This window comes from Cohnella sp. GCM10020058 (assembly GCF_042683485.1).
In the GTDB taxonomy this organism is placed as follows: Bacteria; Bacillota; Bacilli; order Paenibacillales; family Paenibacillaceae; genus Cohnella.
This window is the reverse complement of record NZ_JBHUJV010000007.1, coordinates 46556-66976: the sequence shown is the minus strand read 5'-3', so window position 1 is coordinate 66976 and position 20421 is coordinate 46556. Positions and strand designations below refer to the sequence as shown.

The following is a 20421-nucleotide window of genomic DNA, read 5'->3' as shown; positions in this document are numbered from 1 at the left end:
AGAAGCCATGAAAACAAAAATGAGATTGGACAAAATGCTCGGAAATCTCGGTTACGGCACGCGAAGCGGCTTGAAGGCGCTCGTCCGTCAGGGCGCGGTGACCGTAAACGGCACCCGCGTCAAGGACCCGGGCATGCAGATCGATCCGCACGCGGACGAGGTCGTGCTGGAGGGGGAGCGGATCGTCTACCGCGATACATTGTACGTCATGCTCCACAAGCCGGCCGGCTTCGTCTCAGCGACCGAGGACAATCGCGACCGCACGGTGCTCGAGCTGCTGCCGGAGGCGCTGCGCGTGTTTTCGCCTTTTCCTGTCGGACGGCTGGACAAGGACACGGAGGGATTACTGCTGCTCACGAACGACGGCAAGCTGTCTCACGATCTGCTGTCTCCGCGCAAGCATGTGCCGAAGACTTACCAGGCGCTCGTGGCCGGCCTCGTCGGCTCGGATGATATCGCGACCTTCGCTACGGGCGTGACGCTCGACGACGGCTATGTGACGCTGCCGGCAGCGCTGCGCGTACTCGAAAGTCCAAAGCATGAAGCGGATCTGGAGGCTGACGGCACTGCGGGCATCGTGCGGGCGTCGTCTGCCTTTACGATGGACAAGGCGCTCGAGCGCCTCGATACGTTCCCCGCGCTGCGGACGAACCGGACGAGCTGGCAGGAAGCGGTCGCCGCAGGCGAGCCGCTGAGCTGGATCGAGCTGACGATCGCGGAAGGCAAGTATCATCAGGTTAAACGGATGTTCGAGGCGGTCGGCAAAAAGGTGCTTTATTTGCGCAGAATCGAGATGGGGCCGCTTCCGCTCGACGAGACGCTGGCACCGGGCCAGTGGCGGGAGTTGGCGGAGGACGAGCTCGAACGCTTGCGCAGCTACAAGAAAACGGAGGATCAAATGAAATGAAATACAAGCTGATCGCGCTGGATGTCGACGGCACGCTGATCAACGACGACCATGAGCTGACGACAAGCGTAAAGCGGTCGGTAACTGCGGCAGCGGCTGCAGGCGCAGAGATCGTCCTGTGCACGGGCAGAGGCTCGGCGAGCGCGCTGTCGGTGCTGGCGCAGCTGGGCTTGTCCGGGACGGTCATCACCCATAACGGCGCCTCGATTGTGGACGGCGAGTCGCGTGAAATCTTGCAGGAGTCTCCGATCGGTGCGGACGAGATAGATCGCTATTTGGCGCTGTGCAGAGAGCGCGGCATTCACTTTGATCTGAATACGGCATTCGACATCTACGTGGAGCAATTAAACGAGCAGACCGCCGCTATGTACGCACGTATGCTGTCCAAGCCGGTTTTGAGATCGCGAGAGGATCGGTATCCCGACCGGACCGTCAAAATATCCCTGTTCGCCCCCAAGCAGGACCTTGACGAGTTGGAGGCGCATTGGCAGTCGTGGCGGCACGAGCTGCAGACAATCCGAAGCGGAGACTACTTTATCGATCTCCAGCACAGGAAAGCATCTAAAGGAACGGCGCTCAAGCAATGGGCGGAAAAGCGTGGAATCCCGCGCGAGCAGGTGCTGGCGATCGGCAACTATTATAACGACGTCGGCATGCTGCAGTACGCCGGATATGGCGTAGCGATGGACAATTCTCCGCCCGAGGTCAAAGCCGTCGCAGACGCGGTAACGGCCTCGAACAACGAGGACGGGGTCGCGCTGGTGCTGGAGGCTTGTCTGGCAGGCGCATCGGCGCCATCGAGGTAACGTCGCGGTAAATCTGCGAATATAGAGAAAAAGCCGGCCCGAGGGCCGGCTTTTTAGCGTTGCTAAAGGACATGGGGATTAGAAGAAGCCTGCGCGAAGGATAATCACGAGCAGTATGAAAAGCACCAGAACGAACGCAGCGGACGAACCGTAGCCACCTGCAACACCAGACATGCGAATTCCTCCTTTGTCATTCAATCGGGCTCCGAGGGAGCGGCGGGAACTTCGTTCCCGTTTGCCGCGTCGCCGCTCGGAATAATGTATAGTATGACAAATTGCCGGAGCGGATTGGACAGATGCCCGGTTCGCTTTTATTTTGGGCACGGCAATCCTCGTCTCGCGCCAACGCTCAATTCATCCGCAGTCCTTTGGGATAATGATTTTTCAGCTGGCCGCCGCTCGCCTTGAACCAGCCGAGCGGGAAGCCGTCCGCGCAGAGAAGACCCCATCCGAGCGCAGTTGCGCCTTCGCGCTCGCCTTGGTCGTCGAACAGCGCTTCTCCCCGCAAATAGGCCGAGACCGCTTCGCTGCGTGCCGGATAATCGCGCTTCAGAGAGGCTTGATCAGCGCGGACGGCATGCGCCAGCGCGTGGGCAGGCTCGAATCTGCCTTTTTTGATGTCGCCCAGGTGGAGGCCGGGGCGGTGGGTCCGAAGCCCGCCGAGCGATTCGGACGGAAGCGGAGAGCCTTCGGGCTGCGGGTACCAATACAACGACTCGCCGAACAGCAGCGGGACGCCCGCCGTCGGCAAACCGTACCCCGGCAGCGACTGCGCGGCGAACGACTGGTATAGCTTAAGCGCGGACAGTGCGACTGCGGCGTCGGCGCGCGGCGTTTTGCCGCCTTTGGCGCGCCTCTTGTCAGGTAGACCGGGATCGCTATCATCCCTGGCCGCCTTCTCCAGCACGGCTGCGAAGTGTCCTTCGCCTTCACCGCGCTGCGGCCACATGCGCTTCGTCGAGACGAGCCGGAATGCCGGATGCCTGGCCAAAAACCAGGCGATCGTCTCCTCGTTCTCCTCGTGATTGAACGTGCAAGTGGAGTAGACGAGCCTTCCGCCAGGCTTCAGCATGGCTGCCGCATCGGGCAGGATATCGCGTTGCCTGGCCGCGCACATCGCCACCGCGTCCGTCGACCACTCCGCGCAGGCTTCGGGCTCCTTGCGGAACATGCCTTCGCCAGAGCAAGGCGCGTCGAGCATGATCTTGTCGAAGGCCCCGGGCAGTCGTCCTGCGAGCTCGCCGGGCGTCGCCTGCACGACGACGGCGTTGACGATGCCGAGCCGCTCGACATTCTCGGAGAGAATACGCGCCCGGCCCGGATGAATCTCGTTGGCGACGAGCAGTCCGTCGCCCTGCAGCTTGGCGGCAATCTGGGTCGTCTTGCCGCCCGGAGCCGCGGCCAAGTCCAGCACGATGTCGCCGGGCTGCGGGGCGAGCAGCTCCGCGGCGATCATGGCGCTCGGCTCCTGAATATAATAGAGGCCGGCATGATGATACGGATGCTTGCCGGGACGGGTCGTGCCATCGTAAGTGAAGCCCGTCCCGCACCATGGAATTGGAGCGAGCCCGAACTCGGCCGCAAGCGATCGCCAAGCCGGATGGTCGTCCGCAGCGGAGAGCTTGAGCGTATGAAGGCGAAGCCCGTAAGAACGGGGCGCCTCCATGCTGCGCAGGAATGCGCCGGTCTCTTCGCCCAACTGGGCGGCAATTCGTTCGATATAGGTTGAAGGCAGCGCTGGCATGAGATATCTCCTTACAATTGGTCGTATAACGATACGCGGTTTTTACCCGAACGCTTGGACCGGTACATCGCTTCGTCCGCGTTTTTCATGAGCTGCTCGGCCTTGATGCCCGGCTGAGACAGCGCGCAGCCGACACTCACGGTCACGACAGTCTCTTTGGCGATGCGAGCCCGGATGCGCTCGGCCACGGCGGCGGCGTCGGGAGAGGCCGATTGGACGAATGCGACCAGCTCTTCGCCGCCATAGCGGCCGGCAAGGCCGATGCCTTCCGTCTCCTCGCGGAGGATGGCTGCCGCTTGCTTCAGGACGACGTCCGCAGCCTGGTGTCCCTTGGTGTCGTTGAGCTTCTTGAAGTCGTCGATATCGCAAAAAATCGCGCCGACGGCGCCTTGGCCCGCATGCGCCAACGACTTCTCCAGGCGGGCGGTAAAAAAGCGCCGATTGTACAAGTCGGTCAATCCATCGGTTATGGAGGAGCGGTAAGCGGTCTGCATCAGCTCCACGACGCGCTCGAAAAGAATCATAAACAGGACGATATAATAGAACACGGGAAAAATGGCGGTCATCAAATCGAGAATAGGCGAACGGGCGCCGAAATCGCGGGTCAGAAACGCGGCGAGCTGCCCGAAAAAGGCAAAGCAAAGACTGACGGCATAACGCTTGCGCTGTCTAAGATGAGGTGCGAACATCACCGCAAAAAGGCCCGACAGCAGGAGTACGAAGCCGTCCTCAAGCGCCAGGAGCAGGTTCGTCCGTTCCGCGGTTCCGGCGTCCGACGGCCCGGCTACCGGTTGTCCCGTCGCCGACAGCAGATTGCATACCGCGATTGTGACGCCGACGGCGAGCAAGCCGTAAAACCAGGCGCGCGTGCGCGCGCGCTTCCTGTAGTATAATTCGAAGAAGGCGAAGTTAAGCGCAACGAAGGCGGCTATGTACAGGATGCCGCTCAGTTGGGGAATCGACCGCCCTTCCAGCAGGTTCAAGCCGTCGGCGAGCGCCAGCGCATGATAGACGGCGAGCAGGGACAGTGCGAGCAGAAGCAGCCGAAACGCGCTGCTGCGATTGCCGGCAATCAGCCGGTAGGCCATAAACATCATCAGGCCGATGATCACGGCGGATGCGGCGGAGGAAGAAGCGAACAGCAGCTCGCGATTGTTCCAGAAGTCTTGAACGTCCATGCGTATCCCCTTGCATCCGGTCCTAGAATCCGCACGAAGCGGTGCGAGGCGGCGGCTTTGGATCGCCGGCGCCTACCCTCGCTTGCAGAAACATATGTTCCACTATATCATAATTTAGACAATACGAGATAGTAGGGCTATAAGGAGGAATCGCCGATGAATATTTTACAGGCGTTGTTTTTTCCCCCGGAGCAACCGGGCGGCGTATCTTCCATGGTGCCCTATATCGGCGAGCGTTTCCGCAAGATCGGATGGGATATCGAGCTGTTCTCGATTCCGAAGCGAATCCGGAACAAGGGACAGGAACCTTTTGAATTCGATACGTTCGACTGGCGCCTTTATGCGGGCAATCCGGTCGTGGACAAATATATGCAGACGCTAAAAGATTACGTATGGTGGACGAAACTGCGGCTGAAGAGCGGCTACGATCTGATCCATGCCCACCACCCGGTCGCGGCGCTCGCGCTTCGGAAGATTTATCCGGATACGCCGCTCGTCATGACCGTTCACTCCAGCTACGAGCGCGAGCTGATCCTGAACGGGCGCATCGCGGCGGACGGTCCCGAGCACCGGTTTCTGACGAAACTGTACGGCGAGCTCGAGGCCAAGACGGATAAGATGCTGACGGTATCGCAATCGTTCGCCGGCTATATGGGCGCTTATATGAAAAGTCCGGAGCTTGTCGGCGTCATTCCGAACGGATATGACGAGCGCCGCTTCAAGCCGATCTCCCACGACAACGAGGTGGCCCAGATCGTAACGGTCTGCCGTCTCGTCCCGGCGAAGGGCATCGACCTGCTCATCAAAGCCTGCGCCGAACTGCGCAATAAGAACAGGAAGTTTGTGCTGCACATTATCGGCGACGGCCCGATCCGTCCCGAGCTGGAGAGTTTGGCGCAAGCGGAAGGCATTTACGACGATACGATTTTTTACGGGTACATGCTCCATCCCGAGGAAATGCTGCCGTTTTTCGATATTTTCGTGCTCCCGTCGCGAGCCGAAGCTTTCGGCTCCGTGTTCGCCGAAGCCGCGCTCTGCCTGCTTTCCCTGATCGGCACCGACGTCGGCGGTATCGCCGAGCAGATCGAGGACGGCGTCAACGGCCTGCTTGTCCCGGGCGAAGACCCGAAGGCGCTGGCGGACGCCATCGACAAGTTCATCCTCGATCCGCATTACCGCTACGAGCTGGCGCGCGCCGCCTGGAACAAGGCCAAAAAGACGTATTCGCTGAGCCGCGTCATCCAGGAGCTGAAAAAAATTTATATCGATCTCGGTCCGCCTGTCGAAGAGTCGACTTGAGGAGAAGGGCGCCGGGAACCATCTTGAATTTGGAGTTGAGAGGATGCAGCCGCCATTTCGATTCGTGCATGCCGCCGACCTACACTTGGACAGTCCGTTCCGCGGACTGTCCAAAGTTCCTTCTGCGGTCCGCGAGCGGCTTAAAAATTCGACGTTAAACGCGCTCGACAAACTCGTCGAGACGGTGCTGCGGGAGGAAGTAGACTTCCTCGTGTTGTCGGGCGATTTGTACGATGCGGCCGACCGATCGCTTCGCGCGCAGCTTCGCATGCAGAAGGCGATGGGCAGGCTTGCGGAGGCTGGCGTGCAGGCGTTCGTCGTGCACGGCAACCACGATCCGGCCGGCGGCAGATCCGCGCGGCTCGATTGGCCCGCGTCGGTGCACGTGTTCGGGACGGAGGAGGTCGGCTGCCGGCCGGCTTATACGCGCAAAGGGGAGCTGGCGGCGCATGTGTACGGAATCTCCTACATGGAGTCCGCGGTCAAGGACAACCTCGCGCTGCGCTACCGCATGATCGAAGGCGCTCCCTTTCATCTGGCCGTGCTGCACGGCAACATCGACGGCCAGGAAGGGCACGACAACTACGCGCCGTGCAAGCTAGCGGAGCTGGCGGCGTCCGGCTTCGATTACTGGGCGTTCGGTCACATACACGACCGGCGCGTTCTGCATGAGTACCCGCATGTCGTCTATCCGGGCAATATCCAGGGGCGGAGCATCCGCGAAACGGGACCGAAAGGCGCGTACCGCGTCGACGTGTCGGAGCAGGGAAGCATCTCGCTATCGTTTCGCGAGCTGTCGGAAGTGAGATGGCTCGTCCGCGAGGTGCGAATCGGCGAAGAGGACGGCGAGCAGACGCTTCAGGACAGGCTGCTTGAGTCCGCCGAAGACGCGCGTCGCGAAGCCGGAGGCAGGCCCTTGGTGCTGCGTCTGCGCCTGACGGGCAGCGGAGCGCTGCTTGAACGCCTGCTGCGGGACGGCGAGGCGGAGGCGTGGACCGGCGAGCTGAGGAGCTGGCTGGGGGCGCCCGACGAGCGGGACGATTGGGTCTGGGTCGAGCGGATCGCGGTCGAGGCAGGAGGAGGCTCGCGCGCAGAGGTTGCGGCGTCGGAGGACGGGTTTTTGGGCGAGCTGCTGCGGCTCTCCGCCGCGTCCGCGTCCGATCCGGCCGCTTCGCGGGCGCTGCTGCGCGAAGCGGCCGAGCCGCTGCGTCATCATCCGAAGCTGCGGCAGTGGCTGGATGGGCGCGACGACGCGCAGCGGTCCGAGCTGATCGCGCGCGCGGGCGAGCTGGCGGCGGCGCTGCTCCGCGAAGGCGGGGATTGACGCGGTCGCGGGGGAAATTGCGTGCGCGGGATGATGAATTGAGATGACGGCAGCTGTCGCCGTGAAGAGAACCGGGCGTGATCCGGCGGGGAGGCGCAAACGATGTTCATAGAGGAACTGCATATCGACGGCTTCGGTCCGCTGGCCGGCGTGCGGCTTCGGTTCGACGCGCAGACGACGGTCGTCTGGGGACCGAACGAAGCGGGCAAAAGCACGCTGCTCCGGTTCATGAGAAGCATGCTATACGGCTTCGCGACGCGCGCGCAGCTGCCCGAGCGGGGCGAGCCCGTCGGCGGGGGGCGTCACGGCGGACGGCTCGTACTGCGTGACGAGCTGGGCTGCCAGCGTATTCTCGAGCGGTACGCGGACGCGCCACAGCGCAAAGGTGCGCCTGTCGCGACGCTGCGGGAAGCGGACGGCAGCGAACGACGGCTCACGCAAGCCGAGATCGAGCGGCTGTTGCTCGGCGGCGTGTCCGAGCCGCTGTTCAGGCAGCTTTACGCCGTCAGCCTGGACGAGCTGCACGAGCTTCGTTCGCTTAAGGGCGACGAGATCGGCAATTTTCTGTACCACGCAGGCATGGCCGGCGGCGCGGCATTGACGTCGGCAGGCAAACGGCTGAGGGCCGAGATGGACAGGCTGTACCGGCCAAAGGGCTCCGTTCAGGAAATGGGAGAGCTGCTGGCGCGGATCCGGGAGCTTGAGAGCCGGCTTCGACAAGGCCGTCAAGGGCTCGGCGCCTATCAGGAAGCGCTGGAACGGCTCGCGGCGCTGAACGCGCGCGCGGCAGATCTGGAGCGCGCGCTGCCGCAGCTTCGCGTCAAAGCCGCCGAAGCGCTAGGGGCGCTGGGCGGCCGCGAATGGTGGCTGCGCGCAGCCGCGTTCCGCGGCGAAGAAGAAGCGATCGCGGCGTCGCTCTCGGCACAGATCCGCTCGGCCGACCCGTTGCCGGCCGAGGCTGCGGCGGAATGGCGACAGCTCAGCGAGCGCAAAACGTTCGCGGGCGCCGCCGTGAGGCAGGCGGCGGCAGAGCGCGGGCGGCTCGAAGCGGAGTATGCCGGCCTCGTATGGGACGAGCGGTTGGTCGCCCGTGCGGGCGAGCTGGCGGCGATGGACCTGCGCGGCGACGCGCTTGAAGCGAGACGGGGCGAGATGGCCGGCCTGGAGTCGGACATGCGCCTCGCAGAGGAGGCGGCTGCCGCTGCGCTGCTCCGGCTCGGGCCGGGCTGGCGGGAGGCCGACGCGGAGGCTGTCGCCGCGCTCGGAGAGCGGGAGGAGGCGCGTATCATCGGCGAGCGCCTGGCCGAGGAGGAGCGAAGCCGCCAGCTGCTGGCCGCCGAGGCGCAGCGTCTTCGCCGCCAGCTCGCTGCGTTCGATCAGGAGGCGGAGCGTCGTGCCGGTCAGGCTGCGGCGAGTCAGAGCGGCGCTGGCCGCTTTAAGCCGGATACGCGCGACGGACTGCTGCATGCCTGGCATCGACTTGACGACGCGCTGCAGGCAGCGGAAGCCGCGCGGCGCGAATCTACCTGGGCGGCTGCTGCCGCAGAGGCGGCGGGGATTGGCGCGAACGCTTCGACAGCAAACGTCCTCGTCCGTGGACAAGACAGCGTGGCGAACATGCGCGATAGTCGAGGCGGCGGCAGTCGGACCGCGGGACGCGGCAGAGACAGGGGGAGGGCGAATCGTCGCGGCATCGCGCCCGGTGCGGGCGTTTCGTACGCAATCGCATTGCTGCTTGCGGCAGGCGCTGCTGCCGCCCTGATCGCTGCCCTCGTATCGGACCAAGGGCGGTTCGCGTATGCGGCGCTTGCGGCAGTGCTTGCGATGGGCGCAGGCACCGCGGCATGGGTCGGGCGGAGACCGCCGGGTACTGCAGGCGGCGCCGGCACGGATCCCCACGCTGCGGCTGCGCTGCTGCGGCGATCGACCGCGGCCAGGGAGGCGGAGCAGCAAAAGCGGCGTCAGGCCGGCGAAGCGCTTCGGCTGCTGCTTGGGGAGAGCGAGTCGGCGGCTGAAGCGGCGGCCTCGCTGGAACGTGAGGCTGCCGAAGGCGACCAGGGCGGCGGGACGCATGAAGCGGGCGTCGCAGGCGAGATTCGGCTTCGGCTGCGGGACGACGTATATAGAGAGCTGGATCGGCTCGGGGAAGCGGAGGCGGAGCAAGGCCGCCACGCCGAACGGCAGGCGCGCCGAGATGCGCTCATGCGCGAGCTGGCAGGTGCGGAAGGCGAGCTCGCGGAGACGGAGGCGGCCATCCGCGCCGGCCGCGCAGACTGGTCCGCGTGGCTGGCGGCGCGCAAGCTGCCGGCCCAGCTGCAGCCGGCCGCGCTCCCCGAGCTCGGCCAGCTCGCCGAGCAGGCGCTGCAGCAGCTGCGTCAGCGGGCCAGGCTCGCGGCGCGGGCCGATGCGCTGCGGGCCGAGCGCGACGCGTTCGAGGCGGCCGCCGCGGCGCTGCTCGCGGCATGTCCGCCCGCTGCGCACAGCGGCGGCGACGCGGCGCTCGCGGTGAAGCTGCTGCACCGCGAGGCGCGGGAGCAGCTGGAGCAGGCAGCCGCGGCCCGCGGGCTGGAAGAGCGGCTGCGGCAGGCGGCAGCGGCCGAGTCCGCCGCGCTGTCTACGCTCGAGGCCGCGGAATCCGCCGCGTTCGCCGTCGTCCGGGCGGCCGGCGCGGACAGCGAGGACGCGTACGCGCTGCGCCTAGACGCGGACGATCGCCGCAGGGTGCTGCGCCGGGAGCGCGCGGAAGCCGAGCTTCGGCTGTCCGCCGGCCGCGGCGAAGCGGAGCTGCAGTCGCTTATTGGTTTGCTGGAGGCGCATGACGAAGGCATGCTGGCGATGCTGGCAGAAGAGGCGCGCGAAGCGGTAAGCGCATGCGAAGCCGAGCGGGCTGAGGCGCTGGATGCGCGAGGACGCTTGTCCGAGCAGTTGGAGCGTCTTCGCCGCGAAGCGGAGACGGAGGAAACGTCGTTCGAGCTGGAAGAGATGCAAGCCGAGCTGGAACGGTTGGCGGAGCGGTACACGCTGCTGGCAACGACGGCGGAGCTCATCAGACGGACCCGCGTCACGTTCGAGGAAGAACGCCAGCCTGCCGTGCTGCGACAAGCTTCGGCTTACTTTGCGGAGCTTACAGAGGGGCGGTACACGCGTATCGCGGCGCCTGGCGACATGCCCGACCTGCTCGCGGAGACGGCGGATCGCCGGATCGTCGGCAGCGCCTTCCTGAGCCGCGGGACGCAGGAGCAGCTCTACCTGTCCCTGAGGCTTGCGCTGGCGGGCGCCGCTTCCCGCGAACAGGCGCTGCCGCTGCTCCTGGACGACCTGTTCGTGCATTATGACGAGGTCCGGCTCAAGCGGTGCGTGAACGTCTTGAACGAGCTGTCTCCCAACCGGCAAATTCTGCTGTTTACTTGTCACAGGCACGTAGCCGATACGCTCTCGGAAGGCATGCCGGGTTCGCGGCTGCTTAAGCTGCCGGAGCTGACTGCGCAGGGAAGCGGCCCGAGCGGCCCCTAGACGCGGAGCTTGTGTTTTAAGGACATGGATTCAAGCAGCTGGGTTCAAGAAAAGCCTTCTGGCGGGGCGGGAGGCGGCGCGGGACGCACCCGGTCTCTGCCCATAAGCATGACCCAGCCAAGGCTCAGCATGCCGAAGATCGGGTAAAGCGTCGTCAGCAGCGGACCGAAGCCGAATTGGCCGGCCATGAAGCAGAGCAGCAGCACCAGGACGACGAGCGCGTTGAGCGGAATTTTCACCCGCTCCTGGAGCTGAAGGGAGAGGCCGAAAATGTCCGCGACGAGCGTCGTGAATATTTCCATGAAAATCAGGAACACAAAAATCCAATGAATCCAGGGCCCGATTTCCCTTGCAATGCCGCCCATCGGAATTTCGAATTGCTCGACGCCGGGCATACGAGAAGAGAGCGCCAGATGGCCCGCGAGCAGCATCCCGCCGATGCCGATGCCGCCGATCCATGCGCCTCTGCGCAGGACGACGGGGTCGCCGATACGCGCGCCGAGCGGCACGAGCACGGCCTGCGACATAGAGAGGTTGAAAGCGCCGTACAGAAAGGGAGACAGGATGGCCGCCCAAGGGGACAACTCCATCGGAAGCGTCATCCAGCGGTCGGCGCCCGGCCCGCGCAGCGTCTCGATGACGAGCACGGCCGTGAATACGATCATGACCGGTACGACAAGCGTATTGATGGCGAGGATCGCGCTCATGCCCTTGCGCAGCAGAATGAAGCACGCCGTCATCGTAATGAGCAGGCCGCTCTGATAGTTCAGGTTCAGGTGCTCCGAAAAAAGCGATCCGGCCCCCGCCAGCATGACCGCGTTTACGCCCAGGAGCACGAGCAGCATCAGATGGCTGATCCATGCGCCTGCCTTGTGCCCGAACAGGTGCCGGTTCAAGTCTTCGTACGATCTGGCGCGCATGGCGGCCGCCATCAGCATCATCTTGGCGCCGAGCCAGACGAACAGCGCGGTGGATACGAGAATCATCGGACCGGCCCAGTTGCCGAACCGCGTAAAAAATTGCAGCACTTCGCGTCCGGTAGCGAACCCGGCTCCGACGACCGTGCCGATAAAAGTGAATGCAACCTGCAGGCTTAAGCCCCATCGCCTCATCTTCGGCGGACCTCCCCCGACTCGTCCATGATTGTCCTCTCTCAGTCTATGAGCGTGCCGGACGCGCCATGACAAGCCTGGGGGAAGGGGTTAGAGGCCTAGCGGTTAGACAAGTGTTAGACAAGCGCCGAGCCGATCAGCTTGATCGTGACGACTTCGTCCGCGACAGGATCGAGGTCCAGGCGCAAAATGCCGCCGTCGACGTCGGCAGTCATAGACGACGATGATGGGGTCGCCTTCAGGGACAAGCTCCGTGCGGCGTCTTCGGTCGAGCTGCCGACTTCGACGTTCGGCAGGCCGGAGGGAACGGCGGCCGACGTAATTTCTACATATACGACATGCTCGGACGCATCGAATCCTACCGTTAATCCGTCATATTCCCGGAGCTCGACCGTGCGTCCCGCATCGGGCAGCGTATAGCTGTCGCCTGCCGGGCCGCCGATCTCGTTTTCGGCGTCCGTCAGCGTCATGCCGAGCGAGATGCCGCCGAGCCTGGGCTCCGGCTGGCGTACTTCCCGGGGCGTGCCGGATGGATCGCCGCCAAGCGCATGAATCGTTACTTCGGGAGTCGGGCTTGAGGATGCGATCGACGGTTCGGCAGAGGGGAGCGAAGTTGCCGCCGACGGAACGTCTTGCTCGCTGCCGCATGCGACGGACAGCAGCACGACGCCAGCCGCCAGCACGCCGAGAAGAAGGTGGCGCGCTTTGCGTGGGCTGTTGTACATTCGAACACCGCCTTACATTCTTTTCTATATTTAGTTTGACCCGCTTGAAGTAGATAAAGTTGCTCTATGCATTACATTTGAGTAGTTCCGCATAGGTCTTGTGTCGCGGGCGGAATTCGGTGGAGGTACATAGGCCCATAAATATTTGCTCTCCGGCCGGTGTTGCGTGAACGCGATGGGATATGGTATTTTATTCGGAAAAGAGTGGACGGGGAGAATGTCATGGATATATTGAAACGAAGGATTTTAGAGGAAGCGACCGTCGTGAGCGCAGGCGTCCTGAAGCTCGACTCGCTGCTCAATCACGGCGTCGATCCGGGCCTGACGATGGAGCTCGGCAAGGAATTCGCGCGCCGCTTCGAGGGTCGGGACATCACGAAGGTCGTAACGATCGAATCGTCAGGCATTCCGGTCGCGTTCGCTACGGCGCTCGTAATGAACCTGCCGCTCGTATTCGCCCGCCGCAAGAAAACGCTGCTTAACGAGCCGGATGCTTACTGCGAGCGCGTGCCTTCTTTTACCAAGGGCATCGTCACCGACTTGCTCGTATCGCGGCACCTGCTTAAGGCCGAGGACCGGGTGCTGTTCATCGACGATATCATCGCCAACGGAGACGCTGCAAGAGGTTTGCTCAAGATTCTTGAACAAGCGGGCAGCTCGGTGGCAGGCATCGGAATCGTGCTGGAGAAGTCGTTTCAGGCAGGCGGCAGGACGCTGCGGGAGCTGGGCTACCAGGTCGAATCGCTCGTCAAGATCTCTTCTTTGGAAGGTAACGCCATAACGTTCGAGGACTAGTCCCTATTCTTTGTAAGATAATCCCAAGCCCAACCTTAAAGAGAGGTCTTTCCGTCGGGCTGCCATTTGTTCTATAATAAGGCTAAGTGCAGAGGGAGGCGAGCAGCAAATGGGAGACATGAACGTGTCGCAGCAGTTTTTCGTCGACAAGCTGGAGCAAGCCAAGATCCATTTCGAGCGCGCGCTCGACTGCAAGCATACGGAGTTCGACGACCTGTATCCTTATATGATCGAACATCCGCAATTTTTCTGGTACAAGCGATACGTCGCTTGGTCGGAGCTTCTCACGATCGTGAAGCTGTGCGACGAGCTGGAGATCACCTGGACGGAGCAGTTCACGGAGCGTCAGGCCGAGTACGTACGAGGCCGCGTCATGTCGAGCAAGGTGCTCGACTACTGGTACGAGACCAACGAATCGCGCGAGCATGTCGGCTAAGCAGCTGCAGCGTTGAATAGCGGGAGGACCCGGACGAGACGGCCGTCTCATTCGGGTCCTGTTTTTTTAAAGATCCGGATGTATAATTTGGGCGAATCTGAGCTTTTCGGATATTCCGCAAGCCCAAAAAACTGCATTTGTGCATGTATTTTGCAGCGACTCGTGCCACTTGATGAAATACCTGCAAATGTGCAGGTGAACACAATATGCAAGTTCAAATCAGGCTAATGAAGAAGAATTACCTGCACAATTGCATCTATTTGGACAAATAGGTCGAAATCTGCCCCAAAAAATGCAGATTTGCAGGAATTAAGGCATTGCGGCGAAAAAGCGAAGCTGCAGCGAGGCGTCGGCCTGTCGGAATGGCTGTCGGACGAGTCATCGATAAGCTTTAAACGCGACGCCAGTTTTTTCAAGCCTATGAACAAGGAGGCCGCCATGGCAATCAGCGACGAACAACTGGATCAATACCGGGTCGAGGGAATCAAGGTCCGCGTCGTACGGGACATTTTGCAGATCAACGACGTACGCGGCATCGTCGTGGCGTGGGACGACGATTACGTGCTGATCCGCAGGCCGAACCGCCGTGTCGTGAAGCTGCGGCGGAGCTATGCAATCGGTCCCGCATCGGAGCCCAGACAGGCGCCGGCGCTTGATGGAGCGCCCTTTGATCTTGAGGATATCGGCGAACCGGATGATACAAATGACTGAAAATTAGAACTTTATGGACATGCTTGACTTCGTTTCCCGGCCCGTGCTATTATGAGTCTCGTGATTGCGGAACATAAGGCGCGGCGTCACTAAAGGACAAGCGTACATCGTTCCCGGCAAGATCATTTGCGGTCGTGGCGGAATTGGCAGACGCGCTGGATTCAGGTTCCAGTGGGCTAACCCCCCGTGGAGGTTCGAGTCCTCTCGACCGCACCACCTTAATTATGAACAAGCTCTTGAATCGTCCTTGAGACAATTCAGGAGCTTTTTTGCGTGATTGGGATTTGCAGCGTGTTGCTCATGATCTTTGCCGACGAAATAAGGACCGCCTGCGACAGCCAGACTGATCGGCGGCTGACAATTTTTAATATGCCTTTGGTGAAGATCAGCTCGGTTTCCTCGCGCGTGGCGCTGGCGTAGCCGGACAGATTCACCGTGCACGGCACGCCTGAGGGTGTCGTCAGCAGGATGGCCGCGCTTCCTTCCACGTGGGGGTAGCCTTCGGCTTTATAGCTTAATGCGGCGCGCGCGCTCACGATCCGACTGTCGGTCCTTAGAACGGGACGGTCCGACTGAAGGCGTCCGTGGACGATCGTCAGGCATGCGTGACGGTAGGGGACGATGGACCGGGCATCGAAACCCGGCATTTGTCGTTGATTTTTCATCGGCGTACCCGGTTGGAACAATCGGCGTACACGGACGGGCAAGGCATCGGACTTTCAATCGCCAAAGAAATCGTGGATCGTGACGGAGGGACGGTCTGGGCGGAGAGCGAGCCCGGCGAAGGCTGCCGGGTTTGTTTTACGATTCCCGTAGTGAAGCGGGAAGCGACACGCAAAGGCGATGCGTCATGAGCGACGTTTCCATGCGACTTCGCAATGTCTTGACCAGGGCCGGATACGATACGTCCTCGCGGCTGCCGGAGGAAGCTCGAAGCTTTTTTTTCGAGCGTTCCGGTCTTTTTTTTGCTCAATCGATTCGATCGATCTGCGCGCGGAAGCATTCGGTAATAGTTGGCAGCCATATGGGAAACGCTAAGCCGGATGAAGACGGGAGGCCTCGTACATGTCCGATTCTACTTCCCCTTCGATCCATGCCTTATCGGAGACGGATCGACCGATCGCCGCTGACCTGAAGACAAATAGAGCAATACTGGACGGCGTGCTTCTCCACTGTGCCGATGCCGTATTCCATCCTTTTTCGGCGGGCGAAAACAGGGAGGCGCTTTTGATATATTTGTGCGGACTGTCGGACAAGGCGCAGCTGGAGAAGATGGCGATGGCGCCGCTCATGCGTTTATCGCCTGAAGAAAGCGGAGGCTTGTCCAAGATTGCCCGCAAGCTGCCGATTGCGGATTCTTACGTCGCGACAACGATACGCGAGTTGATCGAAGGCCTTTTTGTGGGCATGCCGTGTCTGCTTGTGAATGGCGAGCCGGGCGGACTTATTCTTAATATGGCCGATTGGGAGAAGCGCGGAATTGAAGAGCCGATGGCCGAGTCGGTCGTTCGCGGTCCGAGGGAGGGGTTCGGAGAATCCCTCGACACCAATATGTCGCTGATGCGTCGCAGGCTGAGGACGCCCAGCTTCAAAATGAAGACGATGACGATAGGCCGGATGACGCGTACAAGAGTGGTCGTCTGCTATATCGAGACCGTAGCCAAGCCATCGCTCGTTCAAGAAGTGATGCGCCGTTTGTCGCGCATCGATATCGACGGCGTCCTGGAGAGCGCGACCATCGAAGAGATGATTCAGGACAAGACCTTCTCTCCTTTCCCCCAGCTGCTCTCGACGGAACGGCCGGATGTCGGAGCTGCTTCGTTGATGGAGGGGAAGGTTATGCTGATGGTCGAAGGCACGCCTTTTGCGTTGATCGCCCCGACGTCGCTGTTCGCGCTGCTGCAGTCACCGGAGGACTATTATCAGCGCTTCATGCTCGGGACGGTCATTCGGTGGCTCCGTTACCTGTTTTTTTTGCTGGCGCTTCTGTTTCCCTCGCTGTACGTCGCGATTTTGACATACCACCAGGAAATGGTGCCGACGACGCTGCTGCTCAGCATCGCGGAGTCGCGGGAGGACATCCCGTTCCCCGCTTTGGTAGAGGCGCTGCTTATGGAAATTTCCTTCGAGGCGCTGCGGGAGGCCGGCGTGCGGCTCCCCAAGCAAGTGGGCTCCGCCGTGAGCATCGTCGGCGCGCTGGTCATCGGCCAGGCCGCGACTGCGGCAGGCCTCGTGTCGCCGCCCATGGTCATGGTCGTGGCGCTGACGGGGATCGCTTCTTTTATGATTCCGCATTATTCGGTGGGCATCTCGATTCGGCTCCTTCGCTTCCCGGTTATGCTGCTTGCCGGCTTCCTCGGCCTGCTTGGCTTGATTCTGGGCGTGATCGCGCTCGTCATACATCTCGCATCGCTGCGATCGTTCGGAGAGCCCTTTCTGGTCTTTTTCCGGCGCGGAGCCAGACATCCCTGGAAAGATACGTTCATACGCGCGCCAATATGGGCGCTGAACGAACGGCCGGCTACCGCGCAGCAGGCGAACGCCGTACGGCGATCTCCAAACGGGCCAAAGCCGCAGCACGGAGGCGGGTAATGCCATGAAGTGGTTCAAGGCGTTCGTCTCGCTGGCTTTATGCATGTTGCTCCCGCTGACCGCAGGCTGCTGGGACCGGCTGGAGATCAACGATATGGCGCTCGTCATGGCGACGGGTCTCGACGAGGAGGAGGACGGGGGACTTCGGCTGTCCGTGCAAATTTTCGTGCCGAAAAAAGCGGGCGGCGGCCAAAGCTTCGGAGAACAGAGCTCGGGAGGCGGAGGCGCCTCGCAGACGATCGTGAAGGAAGCGACGGGAATATCGGTCGCGGATGCCGCATCCCGCTTGCAAACGACTTTGTCCAGAAGGCTGTCGTGGGAGCATAACGAAGTGTTTATCTTCGGCGAGGCCCGGGCGGCGCGCGGCGTCGAGGAGGATATGGATTATTTGCTTCGTTCCCGTCAGACAAGGGAGCGCGCCAACCTGTTCGTGAGCGAAGGCAAAGCAGTCGAGACCCTGCGGCTGATGCCGAACCTCGAGCGGGACGCCGCCGAGACGCTGCGGGAGATGACGAACTTGAAGGTCGGACTAGGCGTCTCGCTGTTCGAGCTGCTGCATATGATGCGAAGTACTGGAAAGGCGGCCGTGCTGCCTTACATTCAGAAGCTGCCCGATGAGCCCGGCGAAAAACCGAACAATACCGTGTCCTATATTACGGGAAGCACCGTGTTTAAAAACGGCAGATCCGTAGGCAAACTGAATATGCGGCTCACGCGCGGCCTGCTCTGGCTTCGCAACGATACGAAGGAAGCGATCGTCACGTTCAAGCCTCAAGGCATGCCGGGCAGCGTATCCTTGCGTATCGTCAGCTCGCGATCCGTGCTTGTCCCGCGCATTAGCGGAGGCCGGTGGAGCGTTCGCGTGAGGGTCAAGAACGATGCCGTGCTCCTGCAAAATACGACCGGAGGAACGGTCGTTAACGAGGCCTGGATACAAAAAGTGGAGCGGGCTGCCTCGCAGAGCATAAGGTCGCGTATCGAAGAAGCGACAGAAGCGGGCCAGCGGCAATACAATGCGGATATTTTCGGCGTCGGCGACCTGTTCCGCAAGCATTATCCGAAGCAATGGAAACAGGCACGAAACGACTGGGACAGCAGATTTAAGGAGATCCGTATCGAGGTGGACGTCCATACGCAGATCAAGCGTCCGGGGATGTCGGACACGTCGGTTCCCTATTGAACGGAAGGAGTCCTCACGCTCATGAAATGGATTATGCTAGCGGGCTCGGTGGCGTTGGCTGCGGCCATGTTCTGGGCGGATGCCAAGGATCTGAAGCGCAACAAGCACGACAAGTGGGCTTACGCAAGCGTACTGGCGGGCGGCGTCGCGTTGTGCGGGCTGCTGCTGCTCGCGCCGGACGTTCCCGGACCAACCGCTTGGATACGTCCTTGGTTCGAGCCGCTCGGGAAGTGGCTGGCTCCCTGATCGGGAGCGCGCAAACGCTATAGGGAGGCGAAAACGCATGGCGGGCAAAGAAAGCATATCGCCGGCGCAAATGGGCGCGCTGCTTTATATGTCCGTCATCGGCACCGCCTTTTTGGTCATGCCGTCCGCTGCGACGGTCATGGCCGGCAGCGATATGTGGATGACGCCTGTATTTGCCGCGATCGGCGGCTTCATACCGGTGTGGGCAGCCATCCGGCTCCATCGGCTATATCCCGGCAAGCATCTGTTTGGCGCCATGGAGGAGGCGCTGGGCCGCATAGCCGGAAGAACGGCAGGCATTGTCTTTTTACTGTTCCATCTGCATATATGCGGAGCTACGTTACGCGACTATTCCGAGTTTATCGCAGGCAATTTTTTTCAGCAGACGCCGCTCGTCGTTCTAATGGCTTCGATGCTGATCGTCTGCGCGATGGCGCTCAAGGCCGGAATCGAGACGCTCGCCCGCTGCGCGCAAATCTTTTTGCCCGTCGTGCTCGCACTGCTCCTGATCAATGTCATCCTGTTGATCCCCGATATGAACGGCTCGGAAATACTGCCGGTGCTCGGCAATGGTCCGCTGCCAGTGGCAAAGGGGATTGTCGTCGTTCAGGGCTGGTTTTGCCAGTTCGTCATGATTTCGTTCCTACTGCCATTCGTTAAAAGCGAGAAGGCGGCCCGGACAGGCTATTGGAGCGTAGCGGCAGCCTCGGCGACGATGGTGCTCATCAATCTGACGGTGCTGTTTCTGTTCGGCATCGACGCCGCGCAGTTTTATTACCCGTTCCTTATGGCTTCCCGGTACATCCGTGTAGCGGACTTTATCGAGCATGTCGAAGCGATGGTTATGGCCAGCTGGGTGCTCGGCACGTTCGTGCGAATCTCCTTGTTCTACTATACGGCGGCGGTAGGAATGGCGCATTGTACCGGTGTCAAAGACGACAAACTGTTCGTCTATCCTGTCGGCTTTCTGCTGGTCGCGTCCGCCTTTTGGGTCGCCCCGAGCATGCAAGCGTTGCTGTCCTTTATTTCGACCTGGGGCAACATTTACATTATGACCGGTTACATCGCTTTTCCCGCTTGCCTGGCCTTGGTCGGCATGGTCCGCCGCGCATCGGCGAAGGAGAGGGCGAACTCGTAATCGAAAAAATTAAATTAAGGCTTTACATTCGCGTACGTTCCCTATATAATCTAATTTATCGTCTTGAGAAACAAAAGCTTTTGATCGGGACGCACATATGCGGTCGTGGCGGAATTGGCAGACGCGCTGGATTCAGGTTCCAGTGGGCTAACCCCCCGTGGAGGTTCGAGTCCTCTCGACCGCACCACCTTTATAAGAACAAGCTCGTATGTTCGCCCTTCGGCGGCATGCGAGCTTTTTTGCATGCCATAGTGCCAAAGCAGCATCGGTCAGTTTTTTGAGCAGCATGTTGAATGGAGCTAAGGCTTCTGAAGGACTATCATAAAGGGGCGATACATATGCACCGATAAGGGAAAGGCGTGAGGCCTCGGCATGAGCGCAAAAACGTCACAGGGCTGCAAGAGCTGCACTTCGAGCGTGCAGATAACGGATGATCAGATCGATCGCCTGTTGTCCAAGATCAAATCGAACGACCGGGTTGACGACGACAAGTATAAAAACAGGCTGGAAGCGTGCGCGAGCTGCGACAGTCTTGCCTACGGCACGACTTGCATGCATTGCGGCTGCCTAGTACGGCTGCGTGCAAGTCTCAAGGAGGGGCGCTGCCCGCATCCTGAATCAGCCGTACGTCAGCGATGGATCGTGTAGATGAGGGGGAAATGAATAGAGCTCCATGCGCATGGCGAGTGCATGGAGCTTTTTATGCGGGTTTACG

20 protein-coding genes and 2 tRNA genes are annotated in these 20421 nt (G+C 61.2%); 16 read left to right on the top strand and 6 right to left on the bottom strand.

The genetic code is table 11. The annotated features are described in order from the left end of the window. Nucleotides 1-7: 7 nt before the first annotated feature. A complete protein-coding gene (locus ACFSR7_RS10550) occupies nt 8-907 on the top strand; it encodes a pseudouridine synthase (protein WP_378161267.1) in 900 nt (299 codons plus the stop codon). Then, nucleotides 904-1713: a Cof-type HAD-IIB family hydrolase gene (locus tag ACFSR7_RS10545; RefSeq protein WP_378161265.1), complete on the top strand. Its 810-nt coding sequence runs from the start codon at nt 904-906 to the stop codon at nt 1711-1713. The genes ACFSR7_RS10550 and ACFSR7_RS10545 overlap by 4 nt, the downstream gene beginning before the upstream one ends. Nucleotides 1714-1791: 78 nt before the next feature. Here ACFSR7_RS10545 and ACFSR7_RS10540 read toward each other — a convergent pair whose 3' ends face one another. The 3 genes from ACFSR7_RS10540 to ACFSR7_RS10530 form a co-directional block, all read right to left on the bottom strand. Next, complete coding sequence (locus ACFSR7_RS10540) at nt 1792-1887, bottom strand: YjcZ family sporulation protein (protein ID WP_378120833.1); 96 nt, start codon at nt 1885-1887, stop codon at nt 1792-1794. A gap of 175 nt (nt 1888-2062) precedes the next feature. Beyond that, nucleotides 2063-3457, bottom strand: a complete 1395-nt coding sequence (locus tag ACFSR7_RS10535; protein WP_378161264.1) for an RsmB/NOP family class I SAM-dependent RNA methyltransferase — start codon at nt 3455-3457, stop codon at nt 2063-2065. Between the two features lie 11 nt (nt 3458-3468). After that, nucleotides 3469-4635 (bottom strand): GGDEF domain-containing protein, encoded by a 1167-nt coding sequence (locus ACFSR7_RS10530; RefSeq protein WP_378161262.1) that lies wholly within the window; start codon nt 4633-4635, stop codon nt 3469-3471. Nucleotides 4636-4791: 156 nt separating this feature from the next. Between ACFSR7_RS10530 and ACFSR7_RS10525 the strand changes: the two genes are divergently transcribed. The 3 genes from ACFSR7_RS10525 (at nt 4792) to ACFSR7_RS10515 (ending at nt 10771) form a co-directional block, all read left to right on the top strand. Beyond that, nucleotides 4792-5934 (top strand): glycosyltransferase family 4 protein, encoded by a 1143-nt coding sequence (locus ACFSR7_RS10525; protein WP_378161260.1) that lies wholly within the window; start codon nt 4792-4794, stop codon nt 5932-5934. A gap of 43 nt (nt 5935-5977) precedes the next feature. Continuing rightward, nucleotides 5978-7258 carry a metallophosphoesterase family protein gene (locus ACFSR7_RS10520; protein WP_378161258.1) on the top strand — a complete coding sequence of 427 codons (1281 nt, stop codon included), beginning with the start codon at nt 5978-5980 and terminating at the stop codon, nt 7256-7258. 102 nt (nt 7259-7360) lie between these two features. Beyond that, entirely contained in the window at nt 7361-10771 is a 3411-nt protein-coding gene (locus ACFSR7_RS10515; protein ID WP_378161256.1) for an AAA family ATPase, read from the top strand. A 44-nt stretch (nt 10772-10815) separates the two neighbouring features. Here the strand turns inward: ACFSR7_RS10515 and ACFSR7_RS10510 are convergent, their stop codons facing one another. After that, nucleotides 10816-11883, bottom strand: coding sequence for a YkvI family membrane protein (locus ACFSR7_RS10510; protein WP_378161255.1), 1068 nt, complete (start codon nt 11881-11883; stop codon nt 10816-10818). Nucleotides 11884-11999: 116 nt separating this feature from the next. After that, nucleotides 12000-12608, bottom strand: coding sequence for a hypothetical protein (locus tag ACFSR7_RS10505; RefSeq protein WP_378161253.1), 609 nt, complete (start codon nt 12606-12608; stop codon nt 12000-12002). 222 nt (nt 12609-12830) lie between these two features. On the opposite strand from ACFSR7_RS10505, the gene ACFSR7_RS10500 reads away from it, so the two are divergent. From ACFSR7_RS10500 to ACFSR7_RS10485, 4 genes are all read left to right on the top strand, one after another. Further along, a complete protein-coding gene (locus ACFSR7_RS10500) occupies nt 12831-13403 on the top strand; it encodes a xanthine phosphoribosyltransferase (protein WP_378161251.1) in 573 nt (190 codons plus the stop codon). 109 nt (nt 13404-13512) lie between these two features. After that, a complete protein-coding gene (locus ACFSR7_RS10495) occupies nt 13513-13839 on the top strand; it encodes a hypothetical protein (protein WP_282907922.1) in 327 nt (108 codons plus the stop codon). A gap of 438 nt (nt 13840-14277) precedes the next feature. Beyond that, nucleotides 14278-14550, top strand: a complete 273-nt coding sequence (locus ACFSR7_RS10490; protein ID WP_378161249.1) for a hypothetical protein — start codon at nt 14278-14280, stop codon at nt 14548-14550. Nucleotides 14551-14678: 128 nt separating this feature from the next. Continuing rightward, nucleotides 14679-14766 (top strand) — tRNA-Leu (locus ACFSR7_RS10485). 41 nt (nt 14767-14807) lie between these two features. On the opposite strand, the gene ACFSR7_RS10480 is transcribed toward ACFSR7_RS10485, so the two are convergent. Beyond that, entirely contained in the window at nt 14808-15086 is a 279-nt protein-coding gene (locus ACFSR7_RS10480) for a hypothetical protein (protein ID WP_378161248.1), read from the bottom strand. A 36-nt stretch (nt 15087-15122) separates the two neighbouring features. Between ACFSR7_RS10480 and ACFSR7_RS10475 the strand changes: the two genes are divergently transcribed. From ACFSR7_RS10475 to ACFSR7_RS10445, 7 genes are all read left to right on the top strand, one after another. Next, on the top strand, nt 15123-15404 hold the full coding sequence (locus ACFSR7_RS10475; RefSeq protein WP_378161891.1) for a sensor histidine kinase: 282 nt from the start codon (nt 15123-15125) through the stop codon (nt 15402-15404). A gap of 211 nt (nt 15405-15615) precedes the next feature. After that, a complete protein-coding gene (locus tag ACFSR7_RS10470) occupies nt 15616-17142 on the top strand; it encodes a spore germination protein (protein WP_378161246.1) in 1527 nt (508 codons plus the stop codon). Between the two features lie 4 nt (nt 17143-17146). Then, nucleotides 17147-18322 (top strand): Ger(x)C family spore germination protein, encoded by a 1176-nt coding sequence (locus ACFSR7_RS10465; protein ID WP_378161244.1) that lies wholly within the window; start codon nt 17147-17149, stop codon nt 18320-18322. 21 nt (nt 18323-18343) lie between these two features. Continuing rightward, nucleotides 18344-18568 carry a hypothetical protein gene (locus ACFSR7_RS10460; RefSeq protein ID WP_378161242.1) on the top strand — a complete coding sequence of 75 codons (225 nt, stop codon included), beginning with the start codon at nt 18344-18346 and terminating at the stop codon, nt 18566-18568. A gap of 37 nt (nt 18569-18605) precedes the next feature. Next, nucleotides 18606-19706: a GerAB/ArcD/ProY family transporter gene (locus ACFSR7_RS10455; RefSeq protein ID WP_378161240.1), complete on the top strand. Its 1101-nt coding sequence runs from the start codon at nt 18606-18608 to the stop codon at nt 19704-19706. A gap of 99 nt (nt 19707-19805) precedes the next feature. Beyond that, nucleotides 19806-19893 (top strand) — tRNA-Leu (locus tag ACFSR7_RS10450). A gap of 185 nt (nt 19894-20078) precedes the next feature. After that, a complete protein-coding gene (locus ACFSR7_RS10445) occupies nt 20079-20354 on the top strand; it encodes a DUF6171 family protein (RefSeq protein WP_378161239.1) in 276 nt (91 codons plus the stop codon). The last annotated feature ends 67 nt before the right edge of the window (nt 20355-20421 follow it).